The sequence below is a fragment of the Amycolatopsis sp. SB7-3 genome (assembly GCF_041021335.1).
Taxonomy (GTDB): Bacteria; Actinomycetota; Actinomycetes; order Mycobacteriales; family Pseudonocardiaceae; genus Amycolatopsis; species Amycolatopsis japonica.
This window is the reverse complement of record NZ_JBFPJQ010000004.1, coordinates 262289-279874: the sequence shown is the minus strand read 5'-3', so window position 1 is coordinate 279874 and position 17586 is coordinate 262289. Positions and strand designations below refer to the sequence as shown.

Genomic DNA, 17586 nt, shown 5'->3' with positions numbered 1-17586 from the left:
TGCCTTGAGGAAGGAACAAGGGGTCGATGCCTAAACCCGATCGAGACCACTACACCGAAGAAGACATCAACAACTCCTGGGTCGACGAGGCTCCGGTCATGAATTCCACCGTCACCCTGGCCGAGTACGACCCGGAGTGGCCTGAGCTGTTCGACCGGGAAGCCAAGCGCATCAGGGGGATCCTGGGGGAACGCGCACTGGTCCTGGAGCATGTCGGCTCCACGTCGGTGCCGGGACTGTGTGCGAAACCGATCATCGACATCATGCTGATCGTCGCGGATTCGGACGACGAGGAAACCTACGTGCCGCAGCTGGAGGCCGAGGGCTACAAACTCGTCATCCGCGAGCCGGACTGGGAGAAGCACCGCTGCTTCAAAGGTCCGGACACGAACATCAACCTGCACGTCTACTCGCCGGACAACGGCCAGACCGAGCGCTACCGTCTCTTCCGGGACCGTCTCATCGCGCACGAGGACGAGCGGAAGCTCTACGAGGCCAAGAAGCGCGAACTGGCGTCGCGCACCTGGAAGTACATCCAGCACTACGCCGACGCCAAGAACGACGTGGTCGACGAGATCATCGAGCGGGCGCGCGCGGCCCAGTACGACGGGTTCGCGCGGCTCTACGCGGCGCACGCCGAGACCAGCAGCACCAACGCCCACTACGACCGTCCCGCCATCGTGGAGCTGGCCGGGGACGTGGCGGGCAAACGGGTGCTGGACGTCGGCAGCGCGGCGGGACACCTGAGCGCCCTGCTCGCGGAGAAGGGCGCGGACGTCCTCGGTGTCGACGCCAGCTCGGGCATGGTCGCCGTCGCCAGGGAGAAGTTCGGGCACGTCGCGAAATTCGAGACGGCGGACGTGTCGCGGCCGATGCCTTTCGTGGAGGACGCTTCGATCGACGTCATCACGGCGTCGCTGGTGCTGCACTACCTGAAGGAGTGGGCGCCGGCGCTGGCGGAGTTCCGGCGGGTGCTCAAACCGGGCGGGCTCCTGGTGTTCTCGGTGCATCATCCGGGCGAGGACTGGCGGTGGTTCGAAAAGCGGAACTACTTCCAGCTCGAACTCCTGGAGGACGAGTTCCCGCCGGGGCAGCCGGTCCGTTTCTACCGGCGGCCGTTGAGCTGGACGTTCGGCGCGGTGCGGGACGCCGGGTTCGCCGTCGACAGGCTGGTCGAGCCGATGCCGGACGAGGCGATCGCCGAATCGGATCCGCGGTGGTACGCGAAACTGCGGACCGAACCACGGTTCCTGTACTTCCGGACCATCCGGGAGTCCTGACCCACGCCGCGTTTAGTCCTCTGGATGCGGTTTTCCCCTATCGCATTCAGAGGACTAAATGCGTGTCAGGCGACGTCGTCCCGCTTCGACAGGTCCCGGATCAGCGAAACGATCTCCCGGCTGACCGGGCGCAGCACCCGCAACCGCGAAAGCCCCACCAGCCGCGCGATCAGCGGCACCGTCCGTTCCACCAGGATCCGGCTGCGTTTCTGCCCGGCGGACCGGTCGTGGACCCAGAACAGCACGACCCCCATCTGGTACAGCCACAGCAGATCGGGCAGATCGTCGCGCAGATCCGGGTCGAGTTTGACGTCGGAGTCGGCGATGACGTCGCGCATCAGGCCGACGGAGGCGTCCCGCGCCGGCGAAGACTCCTCGCTGAACGGGCTCAGCGGCGAGTCCGGGTCGGCGGCGTTGACGAAGAACTGGGTGCCGAAGCGGTGGTACGGCTCGGCGACGTCGAGCCAGGTGAGCAGGACGGTCTTGAGCCGGGCGCTGAAGTCCCGCTCACCTTCGATCGCCTGGCGCGCGGCCGTCAGGTGCGCCTTCGCGATCTCGTCGTAGAAACCCTGGATCAGCTGGTCTTTCGAGGCGAAGTAGTAGTAGGCGTTCCCGACCGACACGCCCGCTTCGGCGGCGATGGCCCGCATGGTCGTGCGGTCGTAGCCGTTCTCCGCGAACAGCCGCAACGCGGTCGCCACGATCAGTGACCTGGTTTCCTCACTCTTCGCCACCACTGCACGTTATCCGGTCAGGGCGCGGGGTGCGGAGCGGGCGCCGGGTAGCCGGGGTAGGGCGGCGGCACCGGCGCGGGCCGTTCGGTCGCGTGGTTGAGGTGCTTGCGCCGGATCCCGTTGAACACCAGCACGTTCCCGACGTGCATCACGCCGAGCACGAGCGCCACGGTGCCGACCTTGACCGACAGCATCTCGAAGACGTCGCGCGCGTCGAGGACGGTGTCGTCGCTGGTCAGGAACAGGGTCACGAAACCCAGGCTGACCAGGTAGAACCCGACGACGAGCAGCTGGTTCACCGAATGCGCCAACGCTTGTTTGTCCTGGAAGACGTCTTCCAGGAACGTCTTGCCGTGCCTGCTCAGCGTGCGCGCGACCAGCACGGTCAACGGCACGGTGATGACCAGGTAGAGCGCGTAGGCCATGACTACGGGTTGCATGGGGACCTCCTTTTGAACGTGTTCAAGAAGAACCGTAGCCCAGATTTTGAACGCGTTCAAGAGATGCTGTTCACCTGAACCTCACCCCACCGGTCACGACGGATGCGTAAGGTCGCCTCGAACTCTGGGAGGTAAGGAACGTGAAACGCATCGCCGCCGTGCTCACCTCGGGCGCCTTGCTCGCCGGGACGCTGCTGGCCGCCACACCGGCGCAAGCCGCCGCCGGGCAGAACGTCCGCTTCGCGACGTACAACGCTTCGCTCAACCGCGGGGCCGCCGGTCAGCTCGTGACCGACCTGTCGCAGCCGGGCAACGCGCAGGCGAACGAGGTCGCCGAGGTGATCCAGCGCAACCGGCCCGACGTGCTGCTGATCAACGAATTCGACTACGTGCCCGGCAACCGCGCCGCGGACCTGTTCCGCGAGAACTACCTGATGCGCGGCCAGAACGGCGCCGCCCCGATCGACTACCCGTACGCCTTCACCGCGCCCTCGAACACCGGCGTCGCGACCGGCTTCGACCTCGACCGCGACGGCAAGGTCGGCGGCGGCAACGACGCGCACGGCTTCGGTCTCTTCGAGGGCCAGTACGGCATGCTCGTGCTGTCGAAGTACCCGATCGACACTCACAGCGTGCGGACGTTCCAGAAGTTCCTCTGGAAGGACATGCCGGGCGCGCTGCTGCCCGACGACCCGGCCACCCCCGCGCCGAACGACTGGTACTCGCCGCAGGCGCTCGACGTGCTGCGCCTGTCGTCGAAGTCCCATTGGGACGTTCCGATCCGGGTCGGCCGTTCGACCGTGCACTTCCTGGCCGCGCATCCGACGCCGCCCACCTTCGACGGTCCCGAAGACCGCAACGGCACCCGCAACAACGACGAGATCCGCTTCTGGGCGGACTACGTGACCCCGGGCAAGGGCCGCTACATCCACGACGACCGCGGCCGTCGCGGCGGGCTGGGCGCGCACGAGAAGTTCGTCATCGCCGGCGACCACAACTCCGACCCGCTCGACGGCGACAGCGTCCCAGGCGCCATCTCACGCCTGCTGAACGCGCCGCGCGTCATCGAGACCCGGCCGGGGAGCGAAGGCGGCGTACGGGCGGCTCAGGACCAGGCGGGCGCCAACATCGGCCAGAAGGGCGACCCGTACTTCGACACCGGCGACTTCAACGACAAGGCGCCGGGGAACCTGCGGATCGACTACGTCCTGCCGTCGAAGGGCCTGTTCCCTTGGCGTGCCGAGGTCTTCTGGCCGCTGCCCGAGTCACCGCTGGCCCGGCTCAACGACGCCTCGGACCACCACCTGGTGCGCGTCGACGTGTTCGTCCCGCGCCGGTAGGGCTCAGCGGGCGCCGAGCAGCGCCGCGCCCGGGCCGGTCAAGGTGGCCAGCCCGGTGTTCCGGCCACTCACGGCCAGGAGCAGGTCGACGAGCGGGCCCCGGACTTCCTCGGGGCCCGTTCCGCCGGTCCAGTCGGCGTCCGTGGCGATCAGCCGGAGACCCTTGCAGCGTTTCTTCGCGCCCCAGAACGGGCTGACGAGCAGGTGCTCCAGCGCCGCGATGGCGGGCTTCTCCGGCATCGGCCGCGCGATACCGAGCGGGCGGGCGACGTCCTGGCCGTGGATGAGCACGTCGGCGAGCGGGTCGATCGGTTTGGCGCCGGGCGAGCGGCGGGCCGATCCGGCGTCCTCGCGGATCTGGGCGACGAGTTCGGCGGGGGAGAACCGGGCGGCGTAGGCGATGGCCTGGCCGGTGTTCATCCGGTCCCAGTTCCCCTTGGCCTTCACGATGCCGGCGAGGGTGTCCTTGAGCCGGTTCCTCGTCGTCTGCGCCAGGTGGCCCGCCATCGCGTGGACCGTCCACTCCGGACACAACGTCTTCGCGGACCAGTCCTCGTCGTCGAGCCCCTCCAGCAGATCAGCGAAGCTCAGCCGCTCCGCTTCGGTCCAGGCCAGGATCCCGCCCTCGTGCATTCGTTCCTCCGGTCACCGTTGTCCGAGCGCCTTGACCGCCTCTTCGGAGGTCTCCATGACGATCGTGTGGTAGCTCTCGATCCGCGAGACGATCGCCTCGCGCGGGCCCGTCAGCCAGGCCTCACTGCCATAGAACTCGCGTTCCTGCCGTTCGTGTTCTTCGAGAGAGCCGAATGCGCGGATCAGGTAGGCCTCTTCGTGTCCGTCCTCGGCGACCAGCGACCGTCCGAAGTCGACGACCCGCAGCCCCGCGCGCTCCAGCAGGGGCACGGACTCTTCGCGCATCACGCGGAGGAATTCCTCGCTCGTCCCGGGCTGCAGCCGGTAGGTGCGGACTTCCAGGATCATGGTGGCCTCCCCAGGCATGGTTTCGGCGCCGACTCTAGCCTGGGGAGCATGAAGATCGCGATTCTCGACGACTACCAGGAAGTGGCGCTCGGTTTCGGGGACTGGGACTCCCTCGGTGCCGAGATCGAGGTGTTCACGAAGCCGTTCGCGGATCCCGCCGACGTGGTGGGCCGTCTGCGTGACTTCGAGGTCGTGGTGGCGATGCGCGAACGCACCCGCTTCCCCGCCGAAGTCCTCGACCGGCTGCCCGCGCTCAGGCTGCTGGTGAGCACCGGCCACCGCAACGCCGCGATCGACGTGGCCGCCGCCCGGCGCAACGGCGTGGTCGTCTCGTCCACCGGGTACATCGCGGCCCCCGCGGCGGAGCACACCTGGGCGCTGATCCTCGCCGCCGCGCGGAACGTGCCGGTGGAGTCGCGGAACATGCGTGAGGGCGGCTGGCAGACCACGGTCGGCACGATCCTGTCCGGCAAGACGCTCGGGCTGCTCGGGCTCGGCAGGCTCGGCGCCGGCGCGGCCAAGATCGGCCAGGCGTTCGGCATGGAGACCATCGCGTGGAGCCAGAACCTCACCCAGGAGAAGGCCGACCCGCACGGGGTGACCGCGGTGTCGAAGGACGAACTGTTCGCCCGCGCGGACGTCCTGTCGGTCCATCTGGTGCTCAGCGGCCGCAGCCGCGGGCTGGTCGGCGCGGCCGAACTCGCCGCGATGAAGCCGACGGCGATGCTGGTCAACACCTCGCGCGGACCGATCGTGGACGAGGCCGCACTGGTGGACGCCTTGCGCCGCAAGGAGATCGCGGTCGCCGCACTGGACGTCTACGACGTGGAGCCGTTGCCGTCGGAGCATCCGCTGCGGACGCTGGACAACGTCGTGCTCACCCCGCACATCGGCTACGTCACCCGGGAGGCCTACGAGATCTTCTACCGCGACGCGGTCGAGGACATCGCGGCCTTCCAGGCGGGTTCGCCGATCCGTGTCATGGAGTAGAGCCGCGCAGCTCCGCCAGTACGGCGTCGGTGTAGGGCGGCCAGACCTCGGCCGCCCACGGGCCGAAGGCGCGGTCGGTGAGCGCGACGCAGGCGGCACCGGCGTCGGGGTCGACCCAGAGGAAGGTGCCGGACTGCCCGAAGTGGCCGAAGGTCCGCGGCGAGCTCGACGAACCGGTCCAATGTGGACTCTTGTGGTCGCGGATCTCGAAGCCGAGGCCCCAGTCGTTCGGCTTCTGGTGGCCGAAACCGGGCAGGACACCGGAAAGTCCGGGGAAGACCACGGAAGTCGCCTCGCGCACCGTTTCGGCGGCGATGAGCTTAGGGGCCTGCAGTTCGGCGGCGAACGCGACCAGGTCGTCCACAGTGGACTCCGCGCCCGAAGCGGGGGAGCCGGTCAGTTTGGTCGCCTTCATGCCCAGCGGCTGGAAGAGCGCCTCCGCCTGATAGTCGGCGAAGGGGATGCCGGAATGCTCGGTGAGCGCGTCGGCGAGCTGTTCGAAGCCGGCGTTGGAGTACAGGCGCCGGTTGCCGGGCGCGGCCATCGCCTTGTGCTCGTTGAAGGCCAGGCCCGAGGTGTGCGCGAGCAGATGCCGGATCGTGGAGCCCTCCGGCCCGGCGGGAGTGTCGAGCTCGACGACGCCCTCTTCGATGGCGATCAGCGCGGCGTAGGCCGTGAGCGGTTTGGTCACCGACGCCAGCCGGTACACCTTCGTCGGGTCGCCGTGCGTGCCCAGCACGTCACCGGCGGCGGTCACCACGGACGTGGCGGCGTTGTCCACCGGCCACTGTTCGATCCTGCGCACGCTTTCCATGCCAACACCCTACGAAGCCCGGGCCGGTCGGGGCGGCCCGGGCTTCGCAGAGAGTGGGGTCAGGCGTCGAGGTCGGTCGCCACCAGCTCGGCGATGGCGTCGACGGCCGCCTCGGCCCCCTCACCCTCGGCACTGATGATGACCTCGTCGCCGTAACCGGCGGCGAGCGTCATCAGGTTCAGCACGCTGCCGGCCGCGACCGGGTCACCGCCCGCCTTGGCGATGTGCACCGCGACGGGCTGCGCCGCGGCCGCCTTGGCGACCGTCGCCGCGGGCCTGGCGTGCAGGCCCACCTTGCTGGCCACGGTGACGCGTTTCTCCGGCATGTTCTTTCCCTTTCGTGCCTTTGGTTCTGCTGAGCTGAAACTACTTGACGGGCTTCGCCGCGGTGGCTTCGAGATCCGCCTCGATGGCGTCGTCCTCGCGGCCGGGGGTCCGCAGGTTCCACTTCTTGATCACGAACCGGAAGATCACGTAGTAGACGACCGCGTAGGCGAGACCGATCGGGATGAGCAGCCAGACGTTGCCGCTCGCCGCCGGGAGACCGCTGTTGAGCGCGAAGTCGATCGCACCGGCCGAGAAACCGAAGCCGAGGTGGATGTCGAGCGCGTTCACCAGTGCCAGCGACGTACCGGTCAGGACCGCGTGGATCAGGTACAGCGGCCACGCGACGAACATGAACGAGAACTCGATCGGCTCGGTGATACCGGTCAGGAACGAGGTCAGCGCACCGGCGATCATCACACCGCCGACGATCTTCTTCTGGCTGGGCTTGGCGCTCTGCCAGATCGCCAGCGCCGCGGCGGGGATGGCGAACATGAAGATCGGGAAGAACCCGGTCATGAAGGTACCGCGGGTCGGGTCGCCCTCGAAGAACTTCGTGAGGTCACCGCCGTCGAAGATGAACCACACCGGCACGTTCAGCAGCTGGTGCAGACCGACCGGGATCAGCAGGCGGTTGAGCACACCGTAGATACCGCCACCGACCACCGGGGCGCCGGTGACCGCTTCACCCGCGGCCTGGATGCCGTCGTTGACCCAGTGGAAGACCAGGCCCAGCGGCACCGCGAGGACCATCAGGGTCACCGCGGTGATGATCGGCACGAACCGGCGGCCGCCGAAGAAGGCCAGGTACGGCGGCAGCTTGATGCGGTAGAACTTCTGCCACAGCAGGGCGGTGACCAGGCCGACGATCACACCGGCCAGCACGCTGTAGGGCCACTTCATCGGGTTGAGCATCAGGCCCGCGGGCTTCTCGGGGTTCCAGCCGGGCAGCTCGGAGAACGGCGCGAAGACCTGGAGGACGCTGGTGAACACGAAGAAGCCGACCACGGCGGCCAGCCCGGTCGCGCCGTCGCTCTTCCGGGCGAAGCCGACGGCGATACCCACCGCGAACAGGAGCGGCAGCCAGCTGAACAGCGAGTTGCCCGCCGCGCCGAGCACTTCGGCGACCTTGTCCCAGCCGAGGCCGTCCTTGCCGAGCAGGTCGGGTTGGCCGAACCTGTTGAGGAGCGCGGCGGCGGGCAGGGCGGCGATGGGGAGCATGAGGCTACGGCCGAAGCGCTGAAGCCCGGCCAGTCCCTTGCCTTTGCCCTTCGCCCCCTCCGCGGTGGTGGAGCTCATCGGGTACCTCCGTAGTGAGGATGGTGACCGGAATCCGGGGTGTTCCGGTCCAGCTGCATGGTGACCTGGTAGTGATCGCCCCGGTACCAGGAAGTCATGTCTTCGATCGGTTCCCCGTTGACGCTGGAGACCCGGCGGAAGACAAGAAGCGGACTGCCGGCGCGCATGCCGAGCAGGCGTGCCGTTTCGCGGTCCGCGGATTCGGCCCAGACCGTCTGCCACGCGTGATCCGGGCGCAGGTCGTACGACTGGGCGAGTTGGACGTACAACGATCGGGTGAGATCGAGGTCGAGCAGACCGGGCATCCGGCCCGCGTGATACCAGCCGCGTTCGACCGCCAGCGGCACCCCGTCGGCACGGCGGAGCCGGACCAGGTGGTGCGCCGGGGTCCCGGCGGCCAGGCCGAGGGCGTGCGCCGAGGGGGCGGGCGGGACCTCGGTGGCGGTCTTGACGACCTCCGTGGTCGGCGTCATCCCGCGACGGCGCATGTCCTCGGTGAAGGACATCAGGTAGAGCTGCAGTTCCATCCGCCTCGCGGCGGTGAACGTCCCCTTGCCGCGCACCCGCGACAAGAGCCCTTCTTCGACCAGCTTGCCGATCGCCGAACGGACCGTGAGCCTCGACACCTGATAGGTCTCGGCGAGGTCACGTTCCGAGGGGATCGGCGAGCCGGGGGGTAGCTCACGCTCCACCGTGCGGCGCAGAATCTCCCGCAGCTGGGCGTGCTTGGGCGTCGGTCCGTTGATCACACGGTCGGACGGCGGCAGCTGCGCCGAAGCGCTCATGACGGTCACCGTCCTTTCGGGCCGGTCTGTTCGGGTAACCCGTACTCGCATCTGGTCCGGAAGATTGGTACGTTCCGGTCTAGACCAATGATCCGATGGGGCAGGATGCTCCGTCGCACGAGCGGGTGTCAACCACCGTTACGCGTTCGTGGCCAGGGATCGGGTGCGAGTCGGCGAACGGCGTAGTACAGCTGGTTCGCATGTGGGAAACCGACAGGGAACAGGGAGACCGCGATGGCGGATGACAGGGCGGAAAAGATCCTCGCGGGCCTCGGCGGTGCCGAGAACGTCATCGAGGTCGAGGGGTGCATCACCAGGCTCCGTTGTGAGCTCGAAGACATAAGCCTGCTCGACGAGGCGGCGCTGAAGGCCGCCGGCGCGATGGGCGTCGTGCGCATGGGCGCCGGTGTCCAGGTCATCGTGGGCCCCGAGGCCGACAACATCGCCAGTGAGATCGAGGATCTGCTGTGAGTCTCGAGATCCTCAGCCCGGTGAGCGGCAAGACGACCGCTATGACCGAAGTGCCCGACCCGGTCTTCGCGCAGGCCATGGTCGGCCCCGGCATCGCGGTCCTGCCCTCGGGCGGGCGCCAGGACGCGGTCGCCCCGGTGGACGGGACGGTCGTCACGCTGCACCCGCACGCGTTCGTGGTGGCCACCGAGGACGGTCGCGGCGTGCTGGTCCACCTGGGGATCGACACGGTGAAGCAGAAGGGCGAGGGATTCACCCTCCACGTCGTCAAGGGTGAGGCCGTCCGTGCCGGGCAGCCGGTCGTCGGCTGGGACCCCGACGCGGTGAAGGCCGCGGGCTACTCGCCGATCGTGCCCGTGGTGGCGCTCGACGCGAAGGCGGAGGTCCTTTCCGGACTGCTCACCGGTGGCGACGTCGAGGCGGGCGACCCGATTTTCACCTGGGACAGCTGAAAGCTTGCGAAAGGGTCCCTTTAGGACGGTTAGAACGTCCTAAAGGGACCCTTTTCGTATTTCTAGGCCGTGACGACTTGGCCGTTGGTGACCTTGACCGCGATCGAGGGCAGCGGCTGGTCCGCCGGTCCCTTTTTGACCGCGCCGGTCGCGGCGTCGAAGATCGAGTTGTGGCAGGGACATTTCAGCTCCGCGCCCTCGGGGACGACCGCGCACCCCTGATGGGTGCAGATCGCGCTGAACGCGGCCGCCGTGCCTTCGGCGGTCCTGGTGACGATGACGTCTTTGCCGTCGGCCGTCTTGGCGGCCTTCGCCTGGCCGACCTGGAGGTCGGAGAGCGCGGTCAGGGTCTCGCCCGGCGCCGCGGCGGGCGGCGCGGCGGTCGAACCGGACGGTTTGCTGTCGCTTCCGCAGGCCGTGAGGGCCACGGCCCCGGCGGCGGCACCGGCGACGGCGGCGCCGGTGGTCAGGACCTTGCGGCGGGAGTGGAGTTCGGCAGTCATGCCCATACACACGGTCCGGGCACCCATCCGGTTCAATTTCGCCGGCCATCAGGTGCCGGATTGAACCGCGAGGCCCTCTTTTCCGTGTTCAAGGGCATAGGGGAACCGAACACGCGGGAAAGAGATACGGACATGATCCGGTGGCTGTTGCGGGCGGTGGTGGCGGCGGGCCTCCTCGGCTCGGCATGGGTGCATTACGTCGTATGGCAGGACTGGGCCTCGGAAACGGACGTGGTCGGCCCGCTCTTCCTGGTGAACGTCGTGGCGGGTGCGGTCATCGCGATCGCCGTCCTGGTCTGGCACCACTGGCTTCCCGCGCTCGCGGCGATCGGCTTCGGCCTGGCCACGCTGGGCGCGTACGTGCTCTCGCTGACCACAGGGTTCTTCGGAGTCTCGGAACGCTTCACCACCCAGGCCGAGCTCTGGGGCCTGATCACCGAAGTGGCTTGCGTGGTCTTCGCCCTCCCGCTGCTCCTCAACCGCGAAAGCACGGATCGGTGAAGGAATTCGCGGAGGACCGGCTGATGCGGGCTCTGCACGACGAGCACGCGGCGGCACTCTGGTCCTACGCGCTGCACCTCACCAGCGGCGACCGGGTCCGCGCGGAGGACGTCGTCCAGGAGACCCTGCTGCGGGCCTGGCGCAACGCCAAGGTGCTCGACCAGACCGAGGGCTCGGCGCGGGGCTGGCTGTTCACCGTGGCGAGACGGATCGCCATCGACGACTGGCGGGCCGCCGAGGCGCATCCGGAGGTGGTGACCGGTCAACCGCCCGAAACGGCGGTCACGGACGGCACGGAACGGGCGGTCCAGGGCTGGCTGGTCGCCGAAGCGCTCGGTGAGCTCTCGCCGAGGCATCGGGACGTCCTGGTCCTGTGCTATTTCCAGGGTTACTCCGTCGCCGACGCTGCGAAGCGGCTGGGTGTGGCCGAAGGGACGATCAAGTCGCGGACGCATTACGCGTTGCGGGCGCTGCGGCTGATATTGGAGGAAAGAGGGGTGACTCAATGACCGACCCCTTCGCCACCTACGACGCGGCCTACGTGCTCGGTGCGTTGTCCCCGGAAGACCGGTCCGCCTACGAGAAACACCTTCGCGTCTGTGACCGGTGCGCGGCGTCCGTGCGCGACCTGGCCGGGATCCCCGGACTGCTCGCCCAGGCGGGCGCTCCGGCCCTGCTGGAGGACGAACCGGCGCCCTCGCCGGATCTCCTGCCGACCGTGCTCAAACGGGTCCGCCGGGGAAGGCGGATCCAACGGGCGATCACCACCACCGCGGCGGGGTTGGCCGTGGCCGCCGGCGTCGCGCTCGTCGTCGTCCTGACCGGGCCGATGGCGGCGGCGGGCGACCCGATGACCCCGCTCGGCGACTACCCGGTGACCGCCGAAGTCGCCATGTCCGCCACGGACACCGGCACGAAGGTCGACATGACGTGCAGCTACGGCGGCAACCGCACCGGGGACTACATCCTGGTCGCCGTCGGCGCCGACGGCGGCACCAGCGAACTCGCGTCCTGGCGCGCGATGCCCCAGGACACCGCGCATATCGTGGTCGGCACCGCGATGCGGACCGGGGACATCAAGGCGCTCGAGATCCGCACGCCGTCGGGTCTCCCGCTGCTGCGGATGAACCCCTGATCCCGGTGTCATGACAGGTCTTCGGGGCCAGGCGCGGGGTGGATTGGGTCCAGTTGGTCGTGAGTGGCGTTTCGGGTTCTAACCCGAAACGCCACTCACGACCAACCCGGCAGCCATCTCGCCGCGCGCCCCTGCGTGAACGGTCCGTTCACGACTTCCGCACCCTCGCCCCACCTGCCGAAAGTGCGTGAGAGTCCCTGTCACGAAAAGAAAATCTTGCCGCCCGTCCGCCACCGGACGCACTCTTGATCTCGTGTTCACGCCGATCGCCTTCGCGGTGGCGGGCGCCGGATCGGCGCTCGCCACGCGCTCCTGCTTGCGCCGGGCCGGAGCGCCGATCACGGCGTGGGCCGCCGCCCTCACCGCGGTGGCGCTCGTCGCGGTCTGCCTCAGGTACCAGTCGGGAGCCTGGCCCTCGTGGTGGCTCGCGGTCCCGGCCGTGCTGACCGTCTTCGCGGTCCCGCTCGCGCTCGCCGACCTCAAGTACCGTCGCCTGCCCGACATCCTCACCCTGCCCGCGTACCCGGCACTGGCCGTCGCGCTGGCGATCGCCGCGTACGGGGGAGGGGCCGCCATCGCGTGGCGGGCGGTGCTGGGCGCGCTGGTCTTCGGCGGGGCGCACGCGCTCGTGCACGCGGTGTCGCCGCGCTCGCTCGGCGCGGGGGACGTGAAGCTCGCCGGGAGTCTCGGCGCGGTCCTCGCCGCGACGGGCTGGCCGTCGATCGTGCTCGGCGCGGTCGCTGCCGTGTTACTGAGCGTGGCGCTCGCGGTGGGCGGGCCACGGCATCCCACGGTGCCGCACGGGCCCGGTCTCCTGGTCGCGGCGTGGGCGCTCGCCGTCTTCGCCGGACCGGGTCCTGGATAGCCCGGCCTGTACTGGGACAGAGAGGAGGTTGTGACAGGATCTGTCAGGTGTTGCGCTGGATAACCGCAGGGGAATCGCACGGACCCGCCCTCGCCGCCATCCTGGAAGGGATGCCCGCCGGGGTCGAGGTCACCACCGCCGAAGTGGGCGAGCAGCTCGCGCGCCGGAGGCTCGGCTTCGGCCGCAGCCCCCGGATGGGCTTCGAGACCGACCACATCGAGTTCACCGGCGGTGTCCGGCACGGGCTCACCCAGGGTGGCCCCGTCGCGGTCCAGATCGAGAACGCCGAGTGGCCCAAGTGGGAGAAGGTCATGTCGGCCGATCCCGTGCCCGCCGAGGAGCTGGAAGGCCTCGCGCGCAACGAGCCGCTGACGCGTCCCCGGCCCGGCCACGCCGATCTGCCCGGCATGCAGAAGTACGGTTTCCCCGAGGCCCGTCCGGTGCTGGAGCGTGCGAGCGCCCGCGAGACGGCGTCCCGCACGGCGCTCGGCACGGTGGCCCGCGCGTACCTCAAGCAGCTGCTCGGGGTCGAGATCCTCAGCCACGTCGTGTCCATCGGCGGCGCCTCGGCGCCCGAGGGGCCGCTCCCGGTGCCGTCGGACCTCCCGGCCATCGACGAGAGCCCGGTCCGCGCCTTCGGCCAGGAGGGGACCGACGCGATGGTCGCCGAGGTCGACGCCGTGCGGAAGGCGGGTGACACCGTCGGCGGCGTGATCGAGGTGATCGCCTACGGTCTGCCGCCGGGCCTCGGCTCGCACGTCCACTGGGACCGCAGGCTCGACGCCCGCCTCGCCGGCGCGCTCATGGGAGTTCAGGCGATGAAGGGCGTGGAGGTCGGCGACGGCTTCACCACGGCCAAGCGCTGGGGCAGCCAGGCACACGACGAGATCGACCGCGGCACCGGACCGGTCGGGGTGACCCGCCGGTCCAACCGCGCGGGTGGGCTCGAAGGCGGCATCACCAACGGCGAGCCGCTGCGCGTGCGGGTCGCCATGAAGCCGATCTCGACCGTCCCCAAAGCACTGTCCACTGTGGATGTCACCACCGGCGAACCCGCGGTGGCCATCCACCAGCGTTCCGACGTCTGCGCGGTACCCCGCGCCGGGGTCGTGCTGGAGTCGGTGGTCGCGCTCGTGCTCGCGGACGCCGCGCTGGAGAAGTTCGGCGGCGACTCGCTGATCGAGGGCAAGCGCAACGTCGAGGCGTACCTGAAGGCGCTCGAGGAGCGCTGGTGACCCCTCGCGCGGTGATCATCGGACCGCCGGGCTCGGGCAAGAGCACGGTCGGCCCGGCGCTCGCCGCCCGGCTCGGTCTCGCCTTCCGCGACAGCGACGACGACATCGTCGCGAGCGTGGGCAAGCCCATTACCGACATCTTCGCCGAGGAGGGCGAGCCCGCCTTCCGCGCGCTGGAGGAGGAGATGGTCGCGAAGGCGCTGGCCGAACACGAAGGCGTCCTCTCCCTGGGCGGGGGCGCGCCGATCACGCCGGGCACCCGCGAACGGCTGGCCGGGCACACCGTGATCTTCCTGAACGTCGGGATGGCCGCGGGTGTCCAGCGCGCCGGGCTCTCGACCGCGCGCCCGCTGCTGGCCGGGGTGAACCCCCGCGCCACCTACAAGGCGCTCCTCGACGCGCGCCTGCCGGTGTACCGCGAGGTGGCCACGTTCGAGATCGAGACCGACCAGCTGACCGCCGACGAGGTCGTCGAGGCCGCCCTCATCGGGCTGACCGAGATCAGCAAGGAACGAGCATGAAACGCACCATCGCCGGCGTCCTGCTCGGCGTCGTGGCCTTGGGCCTGACCGCGTGCGGCGAGGAGAAGCAGCCTCCCGGCGCGGACGTCGTCCAGACCGGCGTGGCCAGCAGCCCCGCGCCGGAGGCGGATGTCGCGGCCGACGTCAAGGTCACCAAATGCGATAGCAACAGCTACACCCCGAAGATCACCATCGAGGTCACCAACAGCACCGGTGAGGACGCGCGGTACGCCGTCACCATCGCGATCAAGGACGCCGAGGGCAAGGCCGCCGGCGAGGCGCTGTTCGTGAAGAACCGGATGACACCAGGCCAGAAGGTGACCGAAGAGATCCCGGGGGACACCCCGGTCAAGGGCAAGATCACCTGCGAGGTCGCGAGGGCCAAGCGGCTTCCGCCGAAGTGAGGGGAACGATGACCGAGCCGGTCCGCATCACCGTCAACACCGCCAAGCCCTACGACGTCGTCATCGGCCGCGGCCTGCTCGGCGAGCTCACCGAGCAGCTCACCGACGCCTCCAAGGTCGCGCTGATCCACCCGCCGACGCTGACGACCACCGCCGAGGCCATCCGCGACGAACTGGCCGAGGCCGGGATCGACGCGCACCGGGTCGAGATCCCCGACGCCGAGGACGGCAAGGCGCTCACCGTCGCCAGCTTCTGCTGGGAGGTCCTCGGCCGCATCGGTCTCGACCGCCAGGGCGTGGTCGTCGGGCTCGGCGGCGGCGCCGTGACCGACCTGGCCGGATTCGTCGCCGCCACCTGGATGCGCGGCGTCCGGCTGGTCAACGTGCCCACCACGCTGCTGGGCATGGTCGACGCCGCCCTCGGCGGGAAGACCGGTATCAACACCGAGGCGGGCAAGAACCTGGTCGGCGTCTTCCACGAGCCGAGCGCGGTCCTCGTCGACCTCGCGACGCTGGAAACGTTGCCTCCCAACGAACTCGTCGCCGGAATGGCCGAGGTGGTCAAGGCCGGGTTCATCGCCGACCCGCGGATCGTCGAACTCGTCGAGCAGGACCCCGCCGCGGCGCTGGACACCACCGGCGAGGTGCTCGGCGAGCTGGTCCGCCGCTCGATCCAGGTCAAGGCCGACGTCGTCGCCGCGGATCTGCGCGAATCGGATCTGCGCGAGATCCTCAACTACGGTCACACGCTCGCCCACGCCATCGAACGCCGTGAGCGGTACCGGTGGCGTCACGGCGCGGCGGTCAGTGTCGGCCTGGTGTTCGCCGCCGAGCTCGCGCGGCTGGCCGGCCGTCTCGACGACGCCACCGCCGAGCGGCACGCCAAGGTGCTCAAGTTGCTGGGCCTGCCGACCACTTACGACCCCGACGCGCTCCCGCAGCTGCTGGAGACGATGAAGGGCGACAAGAAGACCCGCTCGGGTGTGCTGCGCTTCGTCGTCCTCGACGGGCTCGCGAAGCCCGGCAGGCTGGAAGGCCCGGATCCGTCCCTGCTCGCCGCGGCGTACTCGGTGGTGGCGGGCGACGCGCCCAAACCCGGCGGGAGCGTGCTGCTGTGAAGGTGCTCGTCCTCAACGGCCCCAACCTCGGCAGGCTCGGGCTGCGCGAACCCGGCATCTATGGTTCGGCGACGCACGCGGATCTGGCCGCCACCTGCGTCGAAACCGGCAAGGAGCTGGGGATCGACGTCGAGGTCCGGCAGACCGACCAAGAGGGGGAGATGGTCGGCTGGCTGCACGAAGCCGCCGACGCGGGCTGGCCGGTGGTGCTCAACGCCGCCGCGTGGACGCACTACTCGATCGCCGTCCGCGACGCCGCCGCCCAGCTCAAGGCGCCGCTGATCGAACTGCACATCTCCAACGTGCACAAACGCGAGCAGTTCCGGCACCACAGCGTGCTGTCGGATATCGCCACCGCCGTGATCGCCGGGCTCGGGGTCGATGGATACCCCCTGGCCCTGCGCTGGATGGCCGCGAACGCGGCGTGAACAACCCTCCCGAGCTCAGGACCACGAGGCTGCGGCTGCGCGCGCTGACCGAAGCCGACACCGGCGCGATCGTCGGGCTTTTCGCCGACCCGGCGATGAGCGCGCATTTCGCGGTGCCGCTCACCGAACCGGACCACGTCCGTGAAATGGTCGGCCGCAGGCTGTCCTACGACGGCCCGGCGGGCATGGGGCACTGGGTGATCGAACGCGACGGCGAGGTGATCGGCCTCGCGCACCTGCGGCCGTCGCAAGAGCTTCCCGGCGACGTCCCGGAGCTGGGGTACTACCTGGCGCGGGCGCACGGCGGGCAAGGTCTGGCGACCGAGGCCGCCAAGGCGCTCCTGGAGCACGGACTCGTCGGGCTCGGCCTGTCGTCGGTGTGGGCGCTGGTCGGCGAGTCCAATGTGGCCAGTCAGAATCTGGTGCGGCGCTTGGGTTTCCTCGATGTCGGCGGCGGTGACCACTACGGCAGCGGGCCGCATCGCGTCTTCGTCGCGCTGCCTTCGGACCACGGCCGCGCGCACCATATCGAGCTGTGGGTGCCCGATCTCGGCCGCGCGGAGGAGAGCTGGGGCTGGCTGCTGGGCGAACTCGGCTGGCGGGAGTTCCAGCGCTGGCCCGCCGGGGTCAGCTGGAAGCACGGCGCGACCTACCTCGTCGTCGAGCGTTCTCCGGCGCTCAGCGGGGAAGAACACGACCGCACCGCGCCGGGCCTGAACCATCTCGCCCTGCACGTCGAGTCACGCGAGCGGGTGGACGAGCTGGCTTCGAAAGCCGTCGAACACGGCTGGTCGCCGATGTTCGCGGACCGCTATCCGAATGCGGGCGGTGACCATCACTACGCCGCCTACCTCGAAAACGCCGACGGCTTCGAAGTGGAATTGGTCGCCCTCCCGGGTACTGACGTCACCCGGCCGGGTTAAGCCTCGCTACACTCGGCCATCATGCGCCTTTTTCGAGGGGGTC

23 protein-coding genes and 1 pseudogene are annotated in these 17586 nt (G+C 69.4%); 15 read left to right on the top strand and 9 right to left on the bottom strand.

From position 1 onward, the window contains the following. Positions 1-26: 26 nt before the first annotated feature. Positions 27-1280, top strand: coding sequence for a GrpB family protein (locus AB8M46_RS28865; RefSeq protein WP_394362272.1), 1254 nt, complete (start codon positions 27-29; stop codon positions 1278-1280). 65 nt (positions 1281-1345) lie between these two features. On the opposite strand, the gene AB8M46_RS28860 is transcribed toward AB8M46_RS28865, so the two are convergent. Then, a complete protein-coding gene (locus AB8M46_RS28860; RefSeq protein ID WP_037344521.1) occupies positions 1346-2014 on the bottom strand; it encodes a TetR/AcrR family transcriptional regulator in 669 nt (222 codons plus the stop codon). A 17-nt stretch (positions 2015-2031) separates the two neighbouring features. Then, the gene (locus AB8M46_RS28855; RefSeq protein ID WP_394362271.1) at positions 2032-2454 is read right to left on the bottom strand and encodes a hypothetical protein; all 423 of its coding nucleotides are present in this window, start codon (positions 2452-2454) and stop codon (positions 2032-2034) included. A 140-nt stretch (positions 2455-2594) separates the two neighbouring features. Here AB8M46_RS28855 and AB8M46_RS28850 point away from each other — a divergent pair, with 140 nt between their 5' ends. Beyond that, positions 2595-3794, top strand: coding sequence for an endonuclease/exonuclease/phosphatase family protein (locus tag AB8M46_RS28850; RefSeq protein WP_037343910.1), 1200 nt, complete (start codon positions 2595-2597; stop codon positions 3792-3794). Between the two features lie 3 nt (positions 3795-3797). On the opposite strand, the gene AB8M46_RS28845 is transcribed toward AB8M46_RS28850, so the two are convergent. Continuing rightward, positions 3798-4427, bottom strand: coding sequence for a maleylpyruvate isomerase family mycothiol-dependent enzyme (locus AB8M46_RS28845; RefSeq protein ID WP_394362270.1), 630 nt, complete (start codon positions 4425-4427; stop codon positions 3798-3800). 12 nt (positions 4428-4439) lie between these two features. Next, the gene (locus tag AB8M46_RS28840; protein WP_037343915.1) at positions 4440-4775 is read right to left on the bottom strand and encodes an NIPSNAP family protein; all 336 of its coding nucleotides are present in this window, start codon (positions 4773-4775) and stop codon (positions 4440-4442) included. 48 nt (positions 4776-4823) lie between these two features. On the opposite strand from AB8M46_RS28840, the gene AB8M46_RS28835 reads away from it, so the two are divergent. Next, a complete protein-coding gene (locus tag AB8M46_RS28835; protein WP_394362269.1) occupies positions 4824-5765 on the top strand; it encodes a D-2-hydroxyacid dehydrogenase family protein in 942 nt (313 codons plus the stop codon). Here the strand turns inward: AB8M46_RS28835 and AB8M46_RS28830 are convergent. The 4 genes from AB8M46_RS28830 to AB8M46_RS28815 are packed head-to-tail and all read right to left on the bottom strand — an operon-like array spanning position 5755 to position 8987. Continuing rightward, positions 5755-6579 (bottom strand): serine hydrolase domain-containing protein, encoded by an 825-nt coding sequence (locus AB8M46_RS28830; protein ID WP_394362268.1) that lies wholly within the window; start codon positions 6577-6579, stop codon positions 5755-5757. The two genes, AB8M46_RS28835 and AB8M46_RS28830, sit on opposite strands and share 11 nt — an antisense overlap. A 59-nt stretch (positions 6580-6638) precedes the next feature. Next, complete coding sequence (locus AB8M46_RS28825; RefSeq protein WP_007031200.1) at positions 6639-6905, bottom strand: HPr family phosphocarrier protein; 267 nt, start codon at positions 6903-6905, stop codon at positions 6639-6641. Between the two features lie 40 nt (positions 6906-6945). Continuing rightward, complete coding sequence (locus AB8M46_RS28820; RefSeq protein WP_037343920.1) at positions 6946-8202, bottom strand: PTS transporter subunit EIIC; 1257 nt, start codon at positions 8200-8202, stop codon at positions 6946-6948. Next, positions 8199-8987 carry a GntR family transcriptional regulator gene (locus AB8M46_RS28815; RefSeq protein WP_037344522.1) on the bottom strand — a complete coding sequence of 263 codons (789 nt, stop codon included), beginning with the start codon at positions 8985-8987 and terminating at the stop codon, positions 8199-8201. Before AB8M46_RS28815 ends, AB8M46_RS28820 begins: the two co-directional genes overlap by 4 nt. Before the next feature lie 225 nt (positions 8988-9212). Here AB8M46_RS28815 and AB8M46_RS28810 point away from each other — a divergent pair. Both AB8M46_RS28810 and AB8M46_RS28805 read left to right on the top strand, forming a co-directional pair. Continuing rightward, a pseudogene (locus AB8M46_RS28810) lies at positions 9213-9458 on the top strand (glucose PTS transporter subunit EIIB); the annotation flags it as partial. After that, complete coding sequence (locus AB8M46_RS28805; protein WP_016333082.1) at positions 9455-9910, top strand: PTS glucose transporter subunit IIA; 456 nt, start codon at positions 9455-9457, stop codon at positions 9908-9910. The pseudogene AB8M46_RS28810 and the gene AB8M46_RS28805, both read left to right, overlap by 4 nt. Before the next feature lie 62 nt (positions 9911-9972). On the opposite strand, the gene AB8M46_RS28800 is transcribed toward AB8M46_RS28805, so the two are convergent. Further along, entirely contained in the window at positions 9973-10413 is a 441-nt protein-coding gene (locus AB8M46_RS28800) for a ubiquinol-cytochrome c reductase iron-sulfur subunit (protein WP_125736398.1), read from the bottom strand. 132 nt (positions 10414-10545) lie between these two features. Between AB8M46_RS28800 and AB8M46_RS28795 the strand changes: the two genes are divergently transcribed. The 10 genes from AB8M46_RS28795 to AB8M46_RS28750 all read left to right on the top strand — a co-directional run bounded on the left by AB8M46_RS28795 (position 10546) and on the right by AB8M46_RS28750 (position 17543). Then, positions 10546-10914 carry a hypothetical protein gene (locus AB8M46_RS28795; RefSeq protein ID WP_394362267.1) on the top strand — a complete coding sequence of 123 codons (369 nt, stop codon included), beginning with the start codon at positions 10546-10548 and terminating at the stop codon, positions 10912-10914. Beyond that, the gene (locus tag AB8M46_RS28790; protein ID WP_073846967.1) at positions 10911-11423 is read left to right on the top strand and encodes a sigma-70 family RNA polymerase sigma factor; all 513 of its coding nucleotides are present in this window, start codon (positions 10911-10913) and stop codon (positions 11421-11423) included. Before AB8M46_RS28795 ends, AB8M46_RS28790 begins: the two co-directional genes overlap by 4 nt. After that, positions 11420-12049: an anti-sigma factor family protein gene (locus tag AB8M46_RS28785; RefSeq protein ID WP_394362266.1), complete on the top strand. Its 630-nt coding sequence runs from the start codon at positions 11420-11422 to the stop codon at positions 12047-12049. Before AB8M46_RS28790 ends, AB8M46_RS28785 begins: the two co-directional genes overlap by 4 nt. Before the next feature lie 253 nt (positions 12050-12302). Continuing rightward, positions 12303-12914 (top strand): prepilin peptidase, encoded by a 612-nt coding sequence (locus AB8M46_RS28780; protein WP_394362265.1) that lies wholly within the window; start codon positions 12303-12305, stop codon positions 12912-12914. 47 nt (positions 12915-12961) lie between these two features. After that, on the top strand, positions 12962-14149 hold the full coding sequence (aroC, locus tag AB8M46_RS28775) for a chorismate synthase (protein WP_037343929.1): 1188 nt from the start codon (positions 12962-12964) through the stop codon (positions 14147-14149). Next, a complete protein-coding gene (locus tag AB8M46_RS28770; protein WP_394362264.1) occupies positions 14146-14670 on the top strand; it encodes a shikimate kinase in 525 nt (174 codons plus the stop codon). The genes aroC and AB8M46_RS28770 overlap by 4 nt, the downstream gene beginning before the upstream one ends. Continuing rightward, a complete protein-coding gene (locus AB8M46_RS28765; RefSeq protein ID WP_394362263.1) occupies positions 14667-15074 on the top strand; it encodes a hypothetical protein in 408 nt (135 codons plus the stop codon). The genes AB8M46_RS28770 and AB8M46_RS28765 overlap by 4 nt, the downstream gene beginning before the upstream one ends. A gap of 8 nt (positions 15075-15082) precedes the next feature. Continuing rightward, positions 15083-16192, top strand: coding sequence for a 3-dehydroquinate synthase (gene aroB / locus AB8M46_RS28760; RefSeq protein ID WP_037343933.1), 1110 nt, complete (start codon positions 15083-15085; stop codon positions 16190-16192). Beyond that, complete coding sequence (aroQ, locus tag AB8M46_RS28755) at positions 16189-16620, top strand: type II 3-dehydroquinate dehydratase (RefSeq protein ID WP_394362262.1); 432 nt, start codon at positions 16189-16191, stop codon at positions 16618-16620. The genes aroB and aroQ overlap by 4 nt, the downstream gene beginning before the upstream one ends. Further along, on the top strand, positions 16617-17543 hold the full coding sequence (locus AB8M46_RS28750; RefSeq protein ID WP_394362261.1) for a GNAT family N-acetyltransferase: 927 nt from the start codon (positions 16617-16619) through the stop codon (positions 17541-17543). Before aroQ ends, AB8M46_RS28750 begins: the two co-directional genes overlap by 4 nt. Positions 17544-17586 lie beyond the last annotated feature (43 nt).